The 15,635-nt window shown below is 72.3% G+C and carries 17 protein-coding genes; 3 read left to right on the forward strand and 14 right to left on the reverse strand.

Features of this window, described 5'->3' with window-relative positions; all coding sequences use genetic code 11:
- Positions 1-114 precede the first annotated feature (114 nt).
- The 3 genes from DVK05_RS04100 to DVK05_RS04110 all read left to right on the forward strand — a co-directional run bounded on the left by DVK05_RS04100 (position 115) and on the right by DVK05_RS04110 (position 1,876).
- The gene (locus tag DVK05_RS04100; protein ID WP_121562128.1) at positions 115-816 is read left to right on the forward strand and encodes a winged helix-turn-helix domain-containing protein; all 702 of its coding nucleotides are present in this window, start codon (positions 115-117) and stop codon (positions 814-816) included.
- Positions 817-863: 47 nt separating this feature from the next.
- Positions 864-1,322, forward strand: a complete 459-nt coding sequence (locus DVK05_RS04105) for a bifunctional nuclease family protein (RefSeq protein WP_121562129.1) — start codon at positions 864-866, stop codon at positions 1,320-1,322.
- A gap of 71 nt (positions 1,323-1,393) precedes the next feature.
- On the forward strand, positions 1,394-1,876 hold the full coding sequence (locus tag DVK05_RS04110; protein ID WP_121562130.1) for an acyl-CoA thioesterase: 483 nt from the start codon (positions 1,394-1,396) through the stop codon (positions 1,874-1,876).
- An 18-nt stretch (positions 1,877-1,894) separates the two neighbouring features.
- On the opposite strand, the gene DVK05_RS04115 is transcribed toward DVK05_RS04110, so the two are convergent.
- The 14 genes from DVK05_RS04115 to glpA all read right to left on the reverse strand — a co-directional run bounded on the left by DVK05_RS04115 (position 1,895) and on the right by glpA (position 15,486).
- Positions 1,895-2,368 (reverse strand): DUF123 domain-containing protein, encoded by a 474-nt coding sequence (locus DVK05_RS04115; RefSeq protein WP_121562131.1) that lies wholly within the window; start codon positions 2,366-2,368, stop codon positions 1,895-1,897.
- Positions 2,369-2,405: 37 nt separating this feature from the next.
- On the reverse strand, positions 2,406-2,849 hold the full coding sequence (locus DVK05_RS04120; RefSeq protein WP_121562132.1) for a DUF393 domain-containing protein: 444 nt from the start codon (positions 2,847-2,849) through the stop codon (positions 2,406-2,408).
- Positions 2,850-2,927: 78 nt separating this feature from the next.
- Positions 2,928-3,212 (reverse strand): hypothetical protein, encoded by a 285-nt coding sequence (locus DVK05_RS04125; protein WP_121562133.1) that lies wholly within the window; start codon positions 3,210-3,212, stop codon positions 2,928-2,930.
- Positions 3,213-3,298: 86 nt separating this feature from the next.
- Complete coding sequence (locus DVK05_RS04130; RefSeq protein WP_199712279.1) at positions 3,299-4,369, reverse strand: metal ABC transporter permease; 1,071 nt, start codon at positions 4,367-4,369, stop codon at positions 3,299-3,301.
- Positions 4,369-5,109 carry a metal ABC transporter ATP-binding protein gene (locus tag DVK05_RS04135; protein WP_121562134.1) on the reverse strand — a complete coding sequence of 247 codons (741 nt, stop codon included), beginning with the start codon at positions 5,107-5,109 and terminating at the stop codon, positions 4,369-4,371. The genes DVK05_RS04130 and DVK05_RS04135 overlap by 1 nt, the downstream gene beginning before the upstream one ends.
- 100 nt (positions 5,110-5,209) lie before the next feature.
- Complete coding sequence (locus DVK05_RS04140; protein ID WP_121562135.1) at positions 5,210-6,259, reverse strand: metal ABC transporter solute-binding protein, Zn/Mn family; 1,050 nt, start codon at positions 6,257-6,259, stop codon at positions 5,210-5,212.
- A 126-nt stretch (positions 6,260-6,385) separates the two neighbouring features.
- Entirely contained in the window at positions 6,386-6,871 is a 486-nt protein-coding gene (locus tag DVK05_RS04145; protein WP_121562136.1) for a YbaK/EbsC family protein, read from the reverse strand.
- Between the two features lie 74 nt (positions 6,872-6,945).
- Positions 6,946-7,671 (reverse strand): ribosome assembly factor SBDS, encoded by a 726-nt coding sequence (locus tag DVK05_RS04150; protein WP_053772146.1) that lies wholly within the window; start codon positions 7,669-7,671, stop codon positions 6,946-6,948.
- A 116-nt stretch (positions 7,672-7,787) separates the two neighbouring features.
- Positions 7,788-7,988: a hypothetical protein gene (locus DVK05_RS04155; protein WP_121562137.1), complete on the reverse strand. Its 201-nt coding sequence runs from the start codon at positions 7,986-7,988 to the stop codon at positions 7,788-7,790.
- Between the two features lie 104 nt (positions 7,989-8,092).
- Positions 8,093-9,499 carry a CRTAC1 family protein gene (locus DVK05_RS04160; RefSeq protein WP_121562138.1) on the reverse strand — a complete coding sequence of 469 codons (1,407 nt, stop codon included), beginning with the start codon at positions 9,497-9,499 and terminating at the stop codon, positions 8,093-8,095.
- Positions 9,500-9,580: 81 nt separating this feature from the next.
- Positions 9,581-10,591, reverse strand: a complete 1,011-nt coding sequence (locus DVK05_RS04165; protein ID WP_121562139.1) for a hypothetical protein — start codon at positions 10,589-10,591, stop codon at positions 9,581-9,583.
- Between the two features lie 151 nt (positions 10,592-10,742).
- Complete coding sequence (locus tag DVK05_RS04170) at positions 10,743-12,311, reverse strand: anaerobic glycerol-3-phosphate dehydrogenase subunit C (protein ID WP_121562140.1); 1,569 nt, start codon at positions 12,309-12,311, stop codon at positions 10,743-10,745.
- On the reverse strand, positions 12,308-13,687 hold the full coding sequence (glpB, locus tag DVK05_RS04175) for a glycerol-3-phosphate dehydrogenase subunit GlpB (RefSeq protein ID WP_121562141.1): 1,380 nt from the start codon (positions 13,685-13,687) through the stop codon (positions 12,308-12,310). Before glpB ends, DVK05_RS04170 begins: the two co-directional genes overlap by 4 nt.
- The gene (glpA, locus tag DVK05_RS04180) at positions 13,687-15,486 is read right to left on the reverse strand and encodes an anaerobic glycerol-3-phosphate dehydrogenase subunit GlpA (protein WP_121562142.1); all 1,800 of its coding nucleotides are present in this window, start codon (positions 15,484-15,486) and stop codon (positions 13,687-13,689) included. Before glpA ends, glpB begins: the two co-directional genes overlap by 1 nt.
- Positions 15,487-15,635 lie beyond the last annotated feature (149 nt).

Consider the following 15,635-nt stretch of genomic DNA (forward strand, 5'->3'; position numbering starts at 1 on the left):
TACTCGGTCGCCGCGTTTAGGGTTTGTGAGTCGATCGCGGGATCCGCCCCGCGAGCGCCGACTCGTCCCCGACGATCCAACAAGTTTGTATCCTCACGCGCCCCATGGGAGCGTATGTCCCGGCTGTTGCCCTCCCTGCCGGACGCGACTCCGGAGGAGCGCGAACCCCGTGTCGTCGGCGTCGACGACGAGGAGGCCGACGACCTCATCGCCGCCCTCGGCTCCGAGACGGCGCGAGCCATCCTCTCGACGCTCCACGACCGCCCGGCGACGAAGTCGGAGATCGCCGACGAGGTCGACACCTCGCTCCAGAACGTCCAGTACCACCTCTCGCGGCTCGACGAGGCCGACCTCGTCGACGTGGTCGACACCGCCTACTCGGAGAAGGGGCGCGAGATGGACGTGTACGCCGCCGCGGACGAGCCGCTCGTGCTGTTCGCGGGCGGGTCCGAGGAGTCGACCGGGATCAAGACCGCGCTCATGCGCCTGCTCGGCGGCTACGGCATCATCGGGCTGGCGGCGGTCGCGGTCCAGCGACTGCTCGCGGTCGGCTCGCTCGGCTCGCAGTTCACCGCCCGCTCCGGGGGCGACGCGGGCACCGCCACCGCCGACGGCGGCGACGGCGGCGGCCCGACCATCGAGAGCGTCCCGGACCAGAACACCGCCGCGGAGGGGACCGACGGCGCGGTCGAACTCGTCGGCGACCCGATCGCGCAGTACGCCGTCTCCCTCGTCGAGCCGGGGGTCGTGTTCTTCCTCGGGGCCGCGCTCGTGTTCACGCTGGCCTGGGCGTACTGGTACCGCGCGTCGGACTGAGGCCGCGCGTGGGACAGCTATTCAAGCCGCCGTCTCCACGTTCGCGTATGGAACACGAAGCCGAGGTCGTCGGGGTTGGTGCGGGCTCGGCGCCGAGCGGCGACGTCCCGGCGGTGATCCTCTCCGCGCGCGGCGAGTACGTCCCGATATTCGTCAGCGGCGACCAGGCCAGGTCCATCGGCATGGCGCTGGAGGGCGAACCGTTCGACCGACCGCTCACGCACGACCTCCTCGTGGACATCCTCACGGAGTTCGGCGGCGCGATCGACCGCGTCCGCGTCGACGACCTCCACGACGGCACCTTCTACGCGAAGGTGGACGCCGAGCGCTACGACGACGGCGAGCCGGAGCGGTTCGTCTTCGACGCCCGCCCCTCGGACGCGCTCGCGCTCGCGGTCCGCGTCGACTGTCCGATCGTCGTCACCGACGAGGTGATAGACGAGGCCGGCCGGCCGCCGGACTCGATCCGGTTCGGCGACGACGACGGGCCCTCCGAAGAGCGGTAGCGCGCTCGCGCCGCGTCCGCCGGCCGCGACTGAAGCCGGCCGTTCAAGTCGCCGGCCCTCCCACGACCGGCATGGACGAGACGGCCACGCTCGCCTCCTCGCACACCGAGATGACGGAGATGCTGCTCCCGAACGACACGAACAACCTCGGCCGCGCGCTCGGGGGCGCCGTGTTACACTGGATGGACATCTGCGGCGCCATCGCCGGCATGCGCTTCGCGAACCGGCAGGTGGTCACCGCCTCGATGGACCACGTCGACTTCATCGCGCCCATCGAGATGGGCGAGGTCGCCATCATCGAGGGGTACGTGTTCAACACCGGCCGGACGAGCGTCGACGTGAAGGTCGACGTGCGCGCCGAGAACCCCCGCACGGACGAGACGCGGCGGACGACGACCTCCTACTTCACGTTCGTCGCGCTCGACGACGACGGGCGCCCCACGCCGGTCCCCGACCTGGACTGCCCCACCGATGACGAGGCGGCCCTCCGCGACGACGCCATGGAGGGGCGCGAGGAGCAGCTCCGGCAGGTCGTCGACCGGTACGACCTCTGAGGCGGGCCGCCCGGCGCCTCACTCCCCGGAGCCGTCGACCACGTCGACGGTCGCGTCCGGGTCCCCGGACGACGCGACCGCGGCCTCGTGCGCCGCCAGCGCGCGCTCCGCGAGGGCGTCGAGCCCGTCGCCGGCGGACAGGTGGCTCGGACAGCCGCAGTCGGAGGCGCCGAACCCGTCGATCGGCCCGGGCGGCAGGCGCTCGGCGACGGCGCACTCGACGTCGACGCCGACGCTCCGCACGACGCGGTCGATCCGCGCCGCCGGGTGGCCGAGCAGGTAGTCGACGTGCCAGTGCCGGGTGTCGTTGTCGCCGCGCGCGGTCCGGCGGTGCCTGTCGACCCGCGAGAACCCGCCCGCGCCCAGCGCGCTCCCCGTGTAGGCGTACGCGCCCGCCGGGAGCCGGTGGTCGCCGAGCGCCCCCGCCGCCACCGTCGCGTCCGCCGCGAGGCCGACGACGAGCGTGTAGCTCCCGCCGGTCGCGTCGCTCATCGGTCGCTCCCCGTCGCGGCCGCGGTCGGCGCCCCGGTCACGACAGCGCGGCCGGCGCCTCCGCGGCGGCCGTCCGGAGCGATCCCACCAGGTCGCCCGCCTCGTCGTCGAGGCGGTAGGTGTCGTGGAAGTCGTCCGGGTCGCGGGCCCGCCCCGACAGCGTCCCGACCACGTCGGCGATGCGGTCGTAGTTGTCGCGGACCAGCCCGCCGACGATCCCGGGGGTGCCCGCTCGGTCGGCCAGCTCCTCCGCGGCCGACCGGCCGGCGTACACGCGGCGCTCGGCGGGGTCGACGAGCACCATCGCGAACGGCCGGGAGCCGAACTGCGCGTCGAGGAACGGCCCAACGGGGTCGGCCTCCCACGGGACCGCGACCACGCCGTCGAGCCGGCGCAGCGCGACCGCCGCGACCGAGCAGTACGGGCAGTCGCCGTCGAAGATCAACACCGGCGCGTCCGCGCCGGCCGGGTCGGTAGCCATGCGAAAACGTAGGGACTCGACCGGCTTAAGCGGCCGGTCGGGCGAACTCGTTCGGGCGCCGAGCGGCGCGGCCTCCGCTCAGTGCGAGTGGCCGAGCGCGTCTTCGAGCGACTGCCCGAAGCGCTCCTCGAACAGCTCCGCGGCGGTCTCTTCCATCTCCGCGATGTCCTCGGGCACGTCGCCCTCGCTGTGGTGGACGATGACGTGCGCCTGCTGGGCCATCGCCTGGACGACCACGTCGGAGACGACGGCGGTCGACGGCTCGCCCTGCTCGCTGAGCACGTCGACGAGGCCGGCGGGCAGTTCGAACGACTCTTCGTCACCGTCGGGGCCGGTGACCGTGTAGGTCTCTGTGTCTCCCATGGACGTGCCTGGCGGCCGGGACATAAGGGTCTGTGGAAACCGGACGCGAGCCGGGTCACGCGACGGGAACGGGCGGCCGCTCGCCGTCAGCCGTGCGCCGACACGGGCCTTCCGGAGGCCCCGGCGCCGAGGATGCTCGCGAGGTACACCGCGATGGCCGTGACGACGATCGACCCCCCGGAGGGCAGCCCGAAGCCGATCGAGATCGCGAAGCCGCCCAGCACCGACAGCTGTCCGAAGATCACGCCGAGGTACATCGTCTCGCGGAAGCTCCGCGCGACCTGCGAGGCGGCCGCGACGGGGACGACCAGCATCGCGGCGACGAGGATGACGCCGAGAACCTGCATCGCGCCGACCACGACGACCGCGGTCAGCACCACCAGCAGGGTGTTGTAGCCGGTGACGTTCAGCTGGGCGACTCGCGCCGCCTGCTCGTCGAAGGTGATGAAGAGGAGCTGTTTGTACGTCAGCGCCACGCCCGCGACGACCGCGAGCGAGAGCGCGCCCATCAACCGCGCGCCCTCCGGCGTGACGACCGCGAGGTTCCCGAACAGGTACCCCTGAATGTTGACGCCCGTGAGCCCGTCGCCGTAGCTGATGATCAGCGTGCCGACCGCGAAGCTCCCGCTGAGCATGATCGCGATGGGCACGTCGCCGTAGGCGTCGGTGCGCTCCGTGAGCCACTGGACCGCGAGCGCGCCGAGGACGCCGACCGCGAGCGCGACGAGCAGCAGCGACCCGTTCCACCCGGTCGAGGAGGTGACGAGGATGCCGACCGCGACGCCGGCGAACGCGGTGTGCGCGAGCGTCTCGCCGATCAGCGCCATCTCGCGGTGGACGAGGAACGAGCCGACGAGCGGGGCGACGACCCCGACGAGCACGCCCACCGACATCGACTGCCACATGATCGGGTGCCGGAACACGTTGGTGCCGAGCGCGGCGTCCATGCCCCGTCCGAGCGAGCGGAACGCGGCGTACAGGTCGCTCGCGACCGGGAGGTCCTGCGCCCAGTACAGCAGGAGGAACCCGAGCATGCCGACCGCGACGAACGCGGTGAGGCCGACGCCGGCGAGTTCGACGCGACGCCGGCGACCCCGGGCCGGCACCTCGACCGTCTCGGTCTCCCCTTCGTCGTCAGCGGCGCTGCTCCCGCTCATCAGTGGTGGTGGTGGACGACCTGGCCCGTCGTGCCGTACGCCTCGGCGAGGGCCTCGCTCTCGACGAACGACTCGGTGTCGCCGTGGTGGTACAGCTCGGTGTTGATACAGGCGATGCGGTTCGCGCGGTCGGTGACGACGCCGATGTCGTGCTCGATGAGGATGATCGTGATCCCGTCGTCGTTGAGATCGTCGAGGAGCGCGTAGAAGGCGTCGCGCGACTCGGCGTCGACGCCGACCGTCGGCTCGTCGAGCGCGAGCAGGTCGGCGTCGCTCGCCAGGGCGCGCGCGATGTACGCGCGCTGCTTCTGTCCGCCCGACAGCTCCGAGACGAGCCGGTCAGCCAGGTCGCCGATGCCGACCGTCTCGATGGCGTCCGCGACGGCGGCCCGGTCGGCCGCGGAGAGCCGGCCCCGCCCGGCGTGCGCGAACCGCCCCATGGTGACGCACTCGCGGACGGTGACCGGCATCGCGCCGCCCCGGCTCGTCGCCTTCTGGGAGACGTAGCCGATCCGGCCGCCGTCGTCGAACTCCGCCACCGGCCGGCCGAACAGCTCGACCGACCCCGCGTCCGGCTCGTGGAGGCCGAGCATGAGGTGGAGGAGGGTGGTCTTCCCGGAGCCGTTCGGCCCGACGAGCCCGAGGAAGTCGCCCTCCTCGACCGTGAGGGAGACGTCTCTCACGGCGACGGTGTCGCCGTAGGCGAACGTCACGCCGTCGAGGTCGACGATTGCGCTCACTGCGTGTCTCCGGTATGGGTCGGCCGCACGTTTAGCTCTTTTAGTCCGACGGCGCCGCGGTCGCCGGCCGGCTCGGCGGCCGTCGCGCGCGCCGAGCGGCTCACTGCGCGCCGAACGCCCGCTCGAAGGCGGGGACGTTGATCTCGGTCATCTGTTCGAGGTAGCCGTAGCCGGCGTCGTTCCACTCCCGCGTCGTCCCCCCGGCGGGCGTGACGGGGACCGCCTCGGTCGCGTCGCTGTTCTCCACGATCGACTCGGCGAGCCGGGGCGACTGGAAGTGGTCGTACAACACCACGTCGATCCCCGCCGAGTCGACGAGGTCGATCGTGTCGGCGATCTCGGACTGCGTGGGCTCGTTCTGCGGCGAGACCCCGACCGGCGAGTGGAGCCGGAACCCGTAGCGCGCCTCCAGGTACTGGAAGGAGTTGTGGCCCGCCAGCACCGCCACGTCGCGCGCGGCGTCCTCCGCGATCGACTCGAACGCGTCGTCGATCGCGGCGAGGTCGTCGGCGTACGCCTCGGCGTTGGCGGCGTACGCCTCGGCGTGTTCCGGGTCCGCCTCGCCGAGTCCTGCCCCAATCACCTCGACCATCTCGGCCGCGAGGACCGGGTCGGTCCAGACGTGGGGGTCGTACCGGGTCTCCCCCTCGCCGCCGTGGTCGTCGCCCTCGTGATCGTCGCCCTCGTGGGAGTCGCCTTCCCCGTCGTGGCTCTCGTCGCCGTGGTCGCCGCCCTCTCCGCCGTGGCTGTGGTCCCAGTCGAGCAGGTCGTCTTCCAGCCCGTCGAGCGCGTCGACCACGGCGACGGAGTCGTAGTCGCTCTCCAGCGTCTCCGCGAGGTCCTGCGCCCACGAGAACTCCGGGCTGTCGAGGTAGACGAAGGCGTCCGTCGCGGCGACCTCCGCCGCGAGCGTCCCGTCGGGCGTCCACCCGTGGCCGAGCTGCCCCACGTCGACCGGGTCCTCGAAGCTCGCGTGCTCGCCCGCGACCTCGTTCGCCCAGTCGTTGAGGGTGAAGAAGGCGGCGTACCCCGAGTCGAACCCCTCGGAGCCGCCGGTGCCGCCGCCCGAGCACCCCGCCAGCGACGCCGCCGCCCCCGCGGCCGCGACCCCGGCGCCGCGCCGCAACAGCGACCGCCGTGAGTGAGTCATACCGATCCTATCGCCGATTAACAGAAAAAGGTTATTATTTCACAAGTCAGAGTTAATAATCAACCCGCCGAGAGCGCGCTCGCTTAACAACGCGCCGCCGGCCCCGCGCGTCGGGGGCGTCGCTCGCTACTCCGTGAGGTCGACGACGGTCGCGTCCGCGAGGTCGGCGAGCGCGTCCGGACCGATCGCGAACACCGCGCTCGGCGTCCCGGCGGCGCCGTAAACGGTGTCGTACTCGGCCAGCGTCGGGTCGAAGACGGTCGGGAGCGCGGCGTCGTGCCCGATGGGCGGGACGCCGCCGATGCTCCAGCCGACGACCTCGCGGATCCGCTCCGGGTCGCCCATCTCGGCCGCGTCGGCGTCGAAGAACTCGGCGACCGCGTCGAGGTCCAGCCGGTTCGCGCCGCTCGTGACCGCCGCGACGAGCGCCCCGTCCCGGTCGCCGCCGACGAGGGAGACGACGATGGTCGACGCGATGGCGCCCGTCTCGCAGCCGACGGCGTCGGCCGCGGCGGCCGCCGTCTCCGTGCCCGCGTCGAACTCCAACACGTCGACGTCGACCCCGTGCCGTTCCGCCGCCCGCTCCTCGAACTCCGCCGCTCGTGGATGCATGCGATCCGAGCCGCGGCCCGCCGGTATCAACCCCGCGGAGGCGGTGAAAATGCGTCGCGAGCCTGAGGATTCGGTCAGCGAGTCCGCAGTTCGTCTTTGTCCTTGATGACGCGGGCGTCGCCCTCGCCCGAGGTGACCTCGTTGACGAGGTCGTAGAGGTCGTTCTGGAGGCCGGCCGGGAAGGTGAGCACGCCGACCCACGAGCCGTCGTTCTGCCACTCCTCGCGTTCGAGGTCGCCGAACTCGCGGATCTGCGCCTGGCCGGACCCCGCGTAGTCGGCCGGGAGCTGGACCGCCATCGTCACCTCCTCGAACCGGATCGGGATCACCGGCCGCAGCGCGTCGAGCGCGTCGTCGACCTGGTTCTCCACCGGCTCCATCGGATCGATCTGGAACCCGGCCTCCTCCAGGGCGCGCTCGATCCGCTCGGGCGGGTGCGGGGAGTCGTCCATCTGCGGGTTCACGGCGTTGCGCGTGATGGTGGTCACCAGCTGGTTGTGCTTCCGCTCTTGCATCTCCGCGCGCTGCTCGGCGGTGATCTGGATCTCCCCACGCTCGACGACCTCCGGGATGATCTCCAGCGGGTCCGTTGTGCCGAAGACGGTCTCTAAGTCCTCCTCGGCCGGGCGGTCGCCCCGCGAGGCGTTCTCGAAGACGTCCTCCGCGGCGATGACCTCCTCTAAGTCGTCGTCGAACTCGCCGCGCTTGATCGCGAGCGCGGCGTCGGGGTCGATCAGGACCTCGAACCGCTCCCCGTGTGACTCCAGTCGGGCCGTCACGGCCTCGTCGAGCGATATCATACCGAACGCTACCACCCCCGCGGGCAAAAAGCCTCCCGCCGTCGCCGACCGCGGCGCCGCGTCGTCACGGCCGGCCTCCGGTCACCGCGCCGGCCGTCGCGCCGTCGCTCGCCCGACTACCCGCCCGCGGGGGGCCGCTCGTCGTCCCAGTCCGCGCGGCACGACGGCGAACAGAAGTGTCGGTGGACGGCGTCGCCGCCGTCGACCCACGTGACCGTTCGGTGTCCGGTCCCCAGCGCCGGCTCGCCGCACGTCGCGCAGCGCGGCGCGGACTCCTCGTCGACGTCCTCCTCGAGCTCCGAGGTCGGATCCACCATACCTCCCCGTACGCCCGGGGACACTTGAACCCGCGAAGGCCGGCAGTTCTGGCCACGGCGGTCGACGCCGCCCCGGCGGGCCCTCGATCGGGGCCGCTCGGCCGCTACCGCCGCGTCCGGGCGTCGCGGTCCGTCGCCTTCCGAGACGGGTGTCTGACCGTTATCTCTCGGTCGGCGCTCGGGCCGACGACGGTCCGCTCGCGCCCGTCCGGCCACCGCACGTCGACGCGGAGCGGCTCCGCGCCGCCGAGCCCGAAGTGCGCGACCGGCTCCGTCTGACAGAGGCAGCCGCCCCCGGCGTCGACCGTCCGCCGCTGGACGCCCTCGGTCGTCTCCAGGGTGGCGACGGCGCCGCGCGCGGGGGCGCCGTGTCGCGTCGTCGGCCGCACGCGCAGCCACCCGGCGTCGGGCGCGTCGGGGACGCCGTAGGCGGTCACGGGCTGGGCGGCGACCTCGCCGTGGACGACGAGCAGCTCCAGGGCGCCGTCGCCGTCGAGGTCGGCCGCCACCGCGCCGGTGCCGAACCCGTCCGGCTCCGCGGCGGCCCCGAGGTCCGCGGGCTCCCACCGGGGCGGCCCGCCGGACCGGTCCACGCGCTCGAACAGCCGGTTCTCCGCGCCGCAGACGTTGAAGAAGAGCTCCTCGCGGCCGTCGTTGTCGAAGTCCGCCGCGACGACGGTCCGGACCGGCCCAACGTCGCGGAGCGCGTCGGGGGCCACGTCGTCGTAGCCGCCGTCGGGCGAGCAGCGGAGCAGCCGGCTCGGCGCCGACTCGTTGCCGACCGCGAGCGCGAACGTCCCGCCCTCGTCGACGAGCGCCGCGCCCCGCGTGTCGCCGCCGGGGTCCGAGAGGTCGGGGCCGCCGTCGGTCCGGTCGTAGTGCCCGCCCCGGTTGCTGAACAGTCGGTTCGGTCCCCCCTCGACCCCCGCGAAGAGGTCGCCCTCGCGGGAGCGGTAGGGGACCGCGAGCAGCGACCGGCAGCCCCCGTCGACCTCCAGGCCGACCGCCTCGGCCATGTCGGTCACCTCGCCGTCGTCGCCGAGTTCGTAGAACGCGAGCGGGGCGGCGTACCCGGAGACGGCGACGCCGTAGCGACCGGTCCCCAGCCGGTCGAGCGCCGCGACGGACCGCCCGGCGCGCACGTCGATGCGGTCGGCGTTCACCTCGCGCGCGAACACGTCTGTCCAGCGGTACCTGTCGGCCTCCAGGCGACTCAAGAGCAGGTCGGGGTCGCCGCCGTCGACGCCGCGCGCGCAGTTGTGGACGTACACCTCCTCGCACCCGTCGGCGTCGAGGTCGGACGCGCACACCCCCATCCCGTGGCGGGTCCCGTCGGCGACGATGCCGCAGGCGGTGTCGGAAAAGCGGCCGCCCTCGCGGGCGTACAGCCGGTTCGGCTCGCCGTAGCCGGCGACGAAGACGAGCGGCCCGTCGCGGCCGGGCGTCACCGCGACGCCGTACCCGCGCATCGGGCGCCCGTCGTCGACGAGCGCGGACCGCTCCGTGAACATGGCCGCCCGTCACCGCTCCGAGAATATGAACGCACGGGTTGGATACGACCGGTCGCCGGCGGGAGGAAATCCTCGATCGGCCTACAGGTTGCGCTCGATGTACCGGTTTATCCGCGCGACGCGGTCCGCGTCGAACGTCCAGAGGCCGCGCCAGACGCGCGGCTCCGTCTCGACCGCGAGCAGCCCGACGCCCCCTTCGACCCCACGGACGAGGTCGCTTTCCGGGTCGCTCCGCGCGGGGTGCGGCCCCTCCGGGGGCCGGTACACCACGAACCAGCTGTCGGTGAAGTCGGGGTCGTTCCCGGCGTGGATCACCGCGTCGAGGTCCTGCGGGAGTTCGTCGGGCACGCCGTAGAGGTGCGTGTCGACGCCGGTGTCGGCGACCCGCTTGTACACGTCCCGCGTGCCAACCTCGTCGTCGATGCGCGAGAGCCGCTGGAACGACGAGCGCAGGGTGCCGTCGCCCGCGGTCCACGCCGCCCGCTCGATGAACCGCGAAATGGTGATGAGCAGCAGCTTCTGTCGGTTCGACTCGGGGTAGCCGCGAAGGGTGAACGTCGCGTCGTCGAGGCCGCTTATCACCGAGGGGAGCTCCACGTCGGAGAGCGACCGGCTGCCGGTGATGTACAGGTCGGAGTTGACGAACAGCACGGCGTCGCCGAGCTCGCCGAGCGTCGAGCCGGCGACCACCTCGTCGTCCTCCATGAGCAGCACGAGGTTCTCGATGTCGGAGGGGTCGCCGCCGTCGAACGGCACGTCCTCGTGGCGGCGGAGCACCTCGACGTCGAGCGACGGGACGGCGTCGCCCTCCCCGTCGACGACCGCGTTCGTCGCCAGTTCCCGCGCTGTGAGACCGCCCGTCCGATCGAGCCGCGGGGTCCCGGCGCCGTCGGTCAGCCGGCCGTCGTCCCCGGCGCCGCCCGCCTCGGGGTCGTCCGGGCCCTCGACCACACGGCCCTCCACGACCCGTACTGCGTCGTCGCCGAACGTGTCCACGAGCATGTTCAAGACGGGGTCCGGGTCGGTTCGGTTGACGATGACCACGGACCGCTCGGGACCGTCGAAGCGATCGAGAAACTGTTCGAGCGTCACGTATCCCGACTGAGGGGGTTCCCCCCATAAGGATTCCCACGCGGTTATCGCACCTGAGAACGAACGGCGCAGGCGACGAGACGCGTCGTAAGCGCGGTCCGCGGGAGGCGCTGTCTCGGCGGCGTTCGACCCCCGTCGGGGGCGCCCCCGCCTACGCCCCCAGCGTGTCCTCGAGCAGTTGGAGGGGGTGTTCGATCTCGTAGCCGGTGCCGTGCTCCATCTGCATCGCGCAGGTCGGGCACTCCGTCATGCCGACCTCGCCCTCGGCGTCCTCCATGTGCTCGAACATCTCCGCGCCGATCTCCATCGACTTCTCGTACTTCTCCTCCTTCCAGCCGTACGTCCCGGAGATGCCCGAACAGGAGTCGCCCACGTCCTCCATCCGAACGCCGTCGACGTCGCGGAACGTCTCCACCGCCTGCCGGGAGAGCCCCTGGTTGCGCGCGTGACACGGCGCGTGGTACGCGAACGCGCGCTCGTCGTCGAGCCCGCCGGCCGCGTCGAGTTCGCCCTCTAGGTCCTCGTGGATCCGGAGGTACTCCAGCGCCTCGAAGGTGTGCTCGGCGAGGTCCTCGATGCCGTGGAGGTCGAACAGTTCGGGGTACTCCTGGCGCAGCGACATCGAACAGGAGGTACACGAGGCGATCACGTCCGCGCCCTCGCCGATGGCCTCGACGAGGTTCTCGACGTTCGTCTCGGCGTGGCGCCGCGCGTCCTTCAGCATCCCGTTCGCGAACATCGGCGTGCCCGAGCACTTCTGGGGCGGCACCATGACCTCGTAGCCGAAGTGCTCGTAGACGCGGACCATGGCCTTCCCGACCTCGGGGGTGTTGTAGTTGGAGTAACAGCCGTGGAAGTAGGCCACGCGCTTGTCGGGGTTCTCCACCTGCGCGCCGCCGCGCGCCTTCCACCACTCGCGGAACGTCTCCGTGGCGAACTCGGGGAAGTCGCGCTCCTTGGGGATCCCCATCACCTTCTCCATCGCCCACCGGGCGGGCCCGAAGTTCATCGCGAACGACGCGGTCCGCGGGAACATGCTTGCGAGGCTCGCCGACGTGCGGTAGTTGGCCAAGATTCGGTTCCGAACGTACTCCATCGAGAGCTTCTCCATCTGTCGCTCGACGAACTGCCCGCGCGCCTCGTTGTGCATCTGCGAGAGCGGCACCCCGGAGGGGCAGGCGTCGTCACAGCGCATGCAGTTCGAACAGGAGGTGATCGACTCGTCGATGTCGTGGTCGTCCTTCCGCTTGAGCCGCCACTGCTCCGGGCCCTGGAACTTCGGCCCGGGGAACTCGTCGTCGACCTCCGCCACCGGACAGGAGGTGTCGCAGCTCGTGCACTTGTAACAGGAGTCGGCCCCCTCGCGGAGGTCGAGGTCGCCGCCGGGGAACACGTCCACCGGGTCGTACGCGTCCGGGTCGAGCTCGGTCGAGTCGCTGCCGCCCGACGCGCTCTCGACGCCGCCGTCGGTGGCGGCGCGCTCCGCGGCGCCGGCGGGATCCGCAGTCGCCCCCGCGCCGTCGTCCGCGACCTCCCCCTCGTTAGGGACGAATATCGACGGCTGCTCGTCGCGGCCCGCCTCGGGGACGCCCGGGCTCGGCTCCCCGCAGCCGCAGTCCCCGCACCCGGCGCGCCCGCGGCCCCCGCCGCGTCCGCCGCTCGGTTCGGTCGTCCCGTTCGCGTCTCCCCCGTCGCCGTCGTCCGCCGTGTCTCGTGTCATTGGCTCGCCTCCGTCGCCGCCTGCCGCCCGGCCGCGAGGCCGGTCGCGAGCGACACCCCGCTCGCGGACTTCTCCCGCGCCGCGTCCGCGCCGCCGACGACGCCGCCGGCCGCGAACACGTTCTCGTACTGCGCCTCCCCGTCGGCGTCCGTGGGCCGACACCGCTCGTCGGGCCGGACGCCGAACCGCGCGTACGGCTGGTCGCCGAACGCGTCGTCGACGAACCACTCGTACCGGTCGTCCGGCTGGTCGACGTACAGGTCGAAGACGGGCTCGCGGACGCCCTCGCGGTCGGAGTCGAGCCCCTTCCCGACGAGCCCCCCGGTCGCCAGCACGAACGCGTCGGCTCCGTACGGCGCCGTCCGACCCTTCCGGTCGACCGCGACCGCCTCGACCCGCCCGTCGCTCGCGGACTCGACGCCGACGACGGGGTTGCCGGTCTCGAACCGCAAGCCCTCGGCGTCGAGCGCGTCGAACAGGCGGTCCTCCAGACGGAGTCCCGGGAGGCTCGGCGGCCCCATCGGGACCTCGAACACGTCGGCGCCGAGCCGGTCGGCGAGCTCCGCGCGCACCTCGTCGCCCCGGTCGTCGCCGAGGAACGCCGGGAAGCCGACGCGCTCGACGCGGTCCACGCCGCCGTCCGCGTCGACCACGTCGTGGAGGTGCGGCGCGACCGCCTTCGCCAGCGCCTCGCGGGCGGGAACGCCGTCGATGTCCTCGTCGTGGTCGAGCGCCTTCGCGAGCCGGGTGATCTTCGCGTCGGCGCGGAACGCCTCCGCGAACTCGACTTCCGCCCCGGCGGCGTCGAACGGGACGCCGGCGGCCTCCAAGCGCCCGGCGAAGGCGCGCGCGTCGTACTCGGTCAGCGACCGGAACCCGACGATCAGCATCGGCCGCTCGTCGCTCGCGAGCCCGGCCTCGGCCGCGGCCGGGTACCGCGCGGTCGGCTTCACCGCGCCGCCGAACGTCGGGACGAGCGCGTTGCGGTCGGTGTGGCCCCCGCGGTACGCGTCGCCCGCGAGGTCGTCGAACAGGGCGAGCCCGTCGCGGAGCGCGTCCGCGCCGACCACCCGGTACGGGTGCGACTCCGGCAGCCGCTCGATCCCCTCGAACGGGTCAGCGAGCGGCCCCTCCGGGTCCGGCCACTCGTCGCGGTCGAGCTCGCGGCCCGCGGTCGGCGGCCCGTCGCGGAGCGGCTTCACCGGCTCGGTCGCCGGGACGTAGCCGAGCGCGTCGATCAGCCCGGAGGCCTGCCGCAGCGTGCTCGCCTTGTGGGAGACGAGGCGCACGTCCGCGCCCTCGCGGGCGGCCGACACCGCGGCGGTGACCGCGGCGAGCCCGCCGCCGATCACGAGCACGTCGCTGTTGATCGCCATCAGCGACCTCCGTCGACGGCCGCGTCGTCATCTGCGCGACCTCCGTCTGTCGCCGCGTCGTCGCTCGCGCGGCCACCGTCCGCCGCGGCGGTTCCGGTCTCGCCGTCGGAATCGCCCGGGCTCGGCGCCCCCGCGCCCGCGTCGAACGCGCCGAAGTCGACCGCCTCGTCGAGGTTCGCGGGGTCGCCGTCGCGGTTCATCGTGGTCGCGTGGAGCATGTGGTTCAACATTGCCTGCGAGAGCTGCTCGCCCCACAGGGCGTGGCGCTGGCCCTTCCAGCGCTCCTGGTACAGCTCGTCCTCGGCGTCGCGGACGACCGGCTCGGGGTACTCCTCGGCGAGCTCCGCGGCGATCCGGTGGGTACAGAAGCCGCCCTGGCAGTTGCCCATCGAGGCGCGGGTGCGGAGGCGGACCGCGTTGAGGTCGGAGCCGGCCTCGCCGATCGCGTCCTGGACCTCCGCGCGGGTGACGCTCTCGCAGTTACAGACGATCGGGTTCGGGTCGTATTCGTCGAGCACGTCGTCGGCCCGGGAGCCGAGCCGCTGGCCCGAGCGGCGCGCGACCGGCGAGCGCAGACCGAACTCGTCCATCAGCTCCTCCATGCGGGCCTCGCTCTCCGAGCCCGGGAGCGGCGCGTCGGCGGTGTCGCAGGTCGCCTCGTGGCCGAGCGTCTCGCACACGTGGTCGGAGATGGACTCGGCCATCATCCGGTAGGTGGTGAGCTTCCCGCCGACGATGGTCGTCATGCCGGGGAGGTCGTCGCGGTCGCCGTGGTCCAAGAGGAAGTAGTCGCGCGTGATGTCGGTCGGGTCCTCGGTGCCCGTCCCCGGGGGCTCGTACAGCGGGCGGACGCCCCAGAACGAGCGGAGCGTCCGCGCGTCCTCGAGCGCCGGGACGAGCTCGGAGAGCGTCTCGATCATCAGGTCGACCTCCCACTCCTCCTCGGGGTAGTCCTCCGGGTCGTCGACCTCTTCGTCGGTCGTGCCGAGGATACAGGCGGTCTCGTGGGGGACGATGATGTCGGCGTCGCCCTTCGGCCGGCAGCGGTTGATCACGGTGTCGACCTGCCGGGTGTTCATCACGGTCATCACCCCCTTCGACGGGCGCACCTCCACGTCGACGCCGGCCATCTCGCCGACGTTGCCCGCCCACGCGCCCGTGGCGTTGACGACGTGGCGCGCGCGGATCTCCTCGGTCGTCCCCGGCTCGCGGTGGACGCGCTTGCCGGGCCCGGTCTCGTGTTCGATCTCGACGCCGACGACTTCCCCGTCCTCGACGAGCACGTCCGTCACCGGGGCGTGGGTCTCGATCCGCGCGCCGTGCTCGCGGGCGTCCGCGGCGTTCGACACGCAGAGGCGGAAGGGGTCGACCGCGCCGTCCGGCAAGGCGATCGCCTTCTCCACGTCGCGCGCGAGGTACGGCTCGCGGCGCCGCGCCTCCTCCCCGTCGATCACCTCGACCGGGATGTCGCACGCCTTACAGCCCTCCAGCTTCTCCTGGAAGTACTCCTCGGAGTCCTCGGGCCGCTTGACGAACATCCCGCCCGTCTCCTCGACGCAGTGGGCCGCGATGTCGCGGAGGACCCTGTTCTCCTCGATACACTCCTTCGCGCTCTTCTGGTCGGAGACCGCGTACCGGCCCCCGCTGTGAAGGAGTCCGTGCATCCGTCCGGTCGTGCCGTGCGTCAGGTTCCCCTTCTCGACGAGGACCGTGTCGAGCCCGCGCCGCGCCAGGTCCCTGACGACGCCGCACCCCGTCGAGCCCCCACCGACGACCACGACGTCCACTTGTCTGTCCATGCGAGGCCCTTGGACCACGTCCACTTTACTTTACCTCCCGGCGCACCCCAACAGTAACTATCAGGGTCATTCAAGTACTGTAATCGCTGACGAGGCCGACGGATTTATCACTCTGCCTTTTTCACTCGCGTCGAACTCGGGATTTCAAC

This window comes from Halorubrum sp. Atlit-8R (assembly GCF_003666025.1).
GTDB lineage: Archaea > Halobacteriota > Halobacteria > Halobacteriales > Haloferacaceae > Halorubrum > Halorubrum salinarum.

What these genes read in the sequence shown, in the direction of transcription:
- glpB (WP_121562141.1), bottom strand. Translation starts at nt 13,687, where the DNA reads ATGGCGATCAACAGCGACGTGCTCGTGATCGGCGGCGGGCTCGCCGCG.
- DVK05_RS04120 (WP_121562132.1), bottom strand. Translation starts at nt 2,849, where the DNA reads ATGGCTACCGACCCGGCCGGCGCGGACGCGCCGGTGTTGATCTTCGAC.
- glpA (WP_121562142.1), bottom strand. Translation starts at nt 15,486, where the DNA reads ATGGACAGACAAGTGGACGTCGTGGTCGTCGGTGGGGGCTCGACGGGG.
- DVK05_RS04160 (WP_121562138.1), bottom strand. Translation starts at nt 9,499, where the DNA reads ATGTTCACGGAGCGGTCCGCGCTCGTCGACGACGGGCGCCCGATGCGC.
- DVK05_RS04145 (WP_121562136.1), bottom strand. Translation starts at nt 6,871, where the DNA reads ATGCATCCACGAGCGGCGGAGTTCGAGGAGCGGGCGGCGGAACGGCAC.
- DVK05_RS04105 (WP_121562129.1), top strand. Translation starts at nt 864, where the DNA reads ATGGAACACGAAGCCGAGGTCGTCGGGGTTGGTGCGGGCTCGGCGCCG.
- DVK05_RS04140 (WP_121562135.1), bottom strand. Translation starts at nt 6,259, where the DNA reads ATGACTCACTCACGGCGGTCGCTGTTGCGGCGCGGCGCCGGGGTCGCG.
- DVK05_RS04110 (WP_121562130.1), top strand. Translation starts at nt 1,394, where the DNA reads ATGGACGAGACGGCCACGCTCGCCTCCTCGCACACCGAGATGACGGAG.
- DVK05_RS04125 (WP_121562133.1), bottom strand. Translation starts at nt 3,212, where the DNA reads ATGGGAGACACAGAGACCTACACGGTCACCGGCCCCGACGGTGACGAA.
- DVK05_RS04150 (WP_053772146.1), bottom strand. Translation starts at nt 7,671, where the DNA reads ATGATATCGCTCGACGAGGCCGTGACGGCCCGACTGGAGTCACACGGG.
- DVK05_RS04155 (WP_121562137.1), bottom strand. Translation starts at nt 7,988, where the DNA reads ATGGTGGATCCGACCTCGGAGCTCGAGGAGGACGTCGACGAGGAGTCC.
- DVK05_RS04130 (WP_199712279.1), bottom strand. Translation starts at nt 4,369, where the DNA reads ATGAGCGGGAGCAGCGCCGCTGACGACGAAGGGGAGACCGAGACGGTC.
- DVK05_RS04170 (WP_121562140.1), bottom strand. Translation starts at nt 12,311, where the DNA reads ATGACACGAGACACGGCGGACGACGGCGACGGGGGAGACGCGAACGGG.
- DVK05_RS04100 (WP_121562128.1), top strand. Translation starts at nt 115, where the DNA reads ATGTCCCGGCTGTTGCCCTCCCTGCCGGACGCGACTCCGGAGGAGCGC.
- DVK05_RS04115 (WP_121562131.1), bottom strand. Translation starts at nt 2,368, where the DNA reads ATGAGCGACGCGACCGGCGGGAGCTACACGCTCGTCGTCGGCCTCGCG.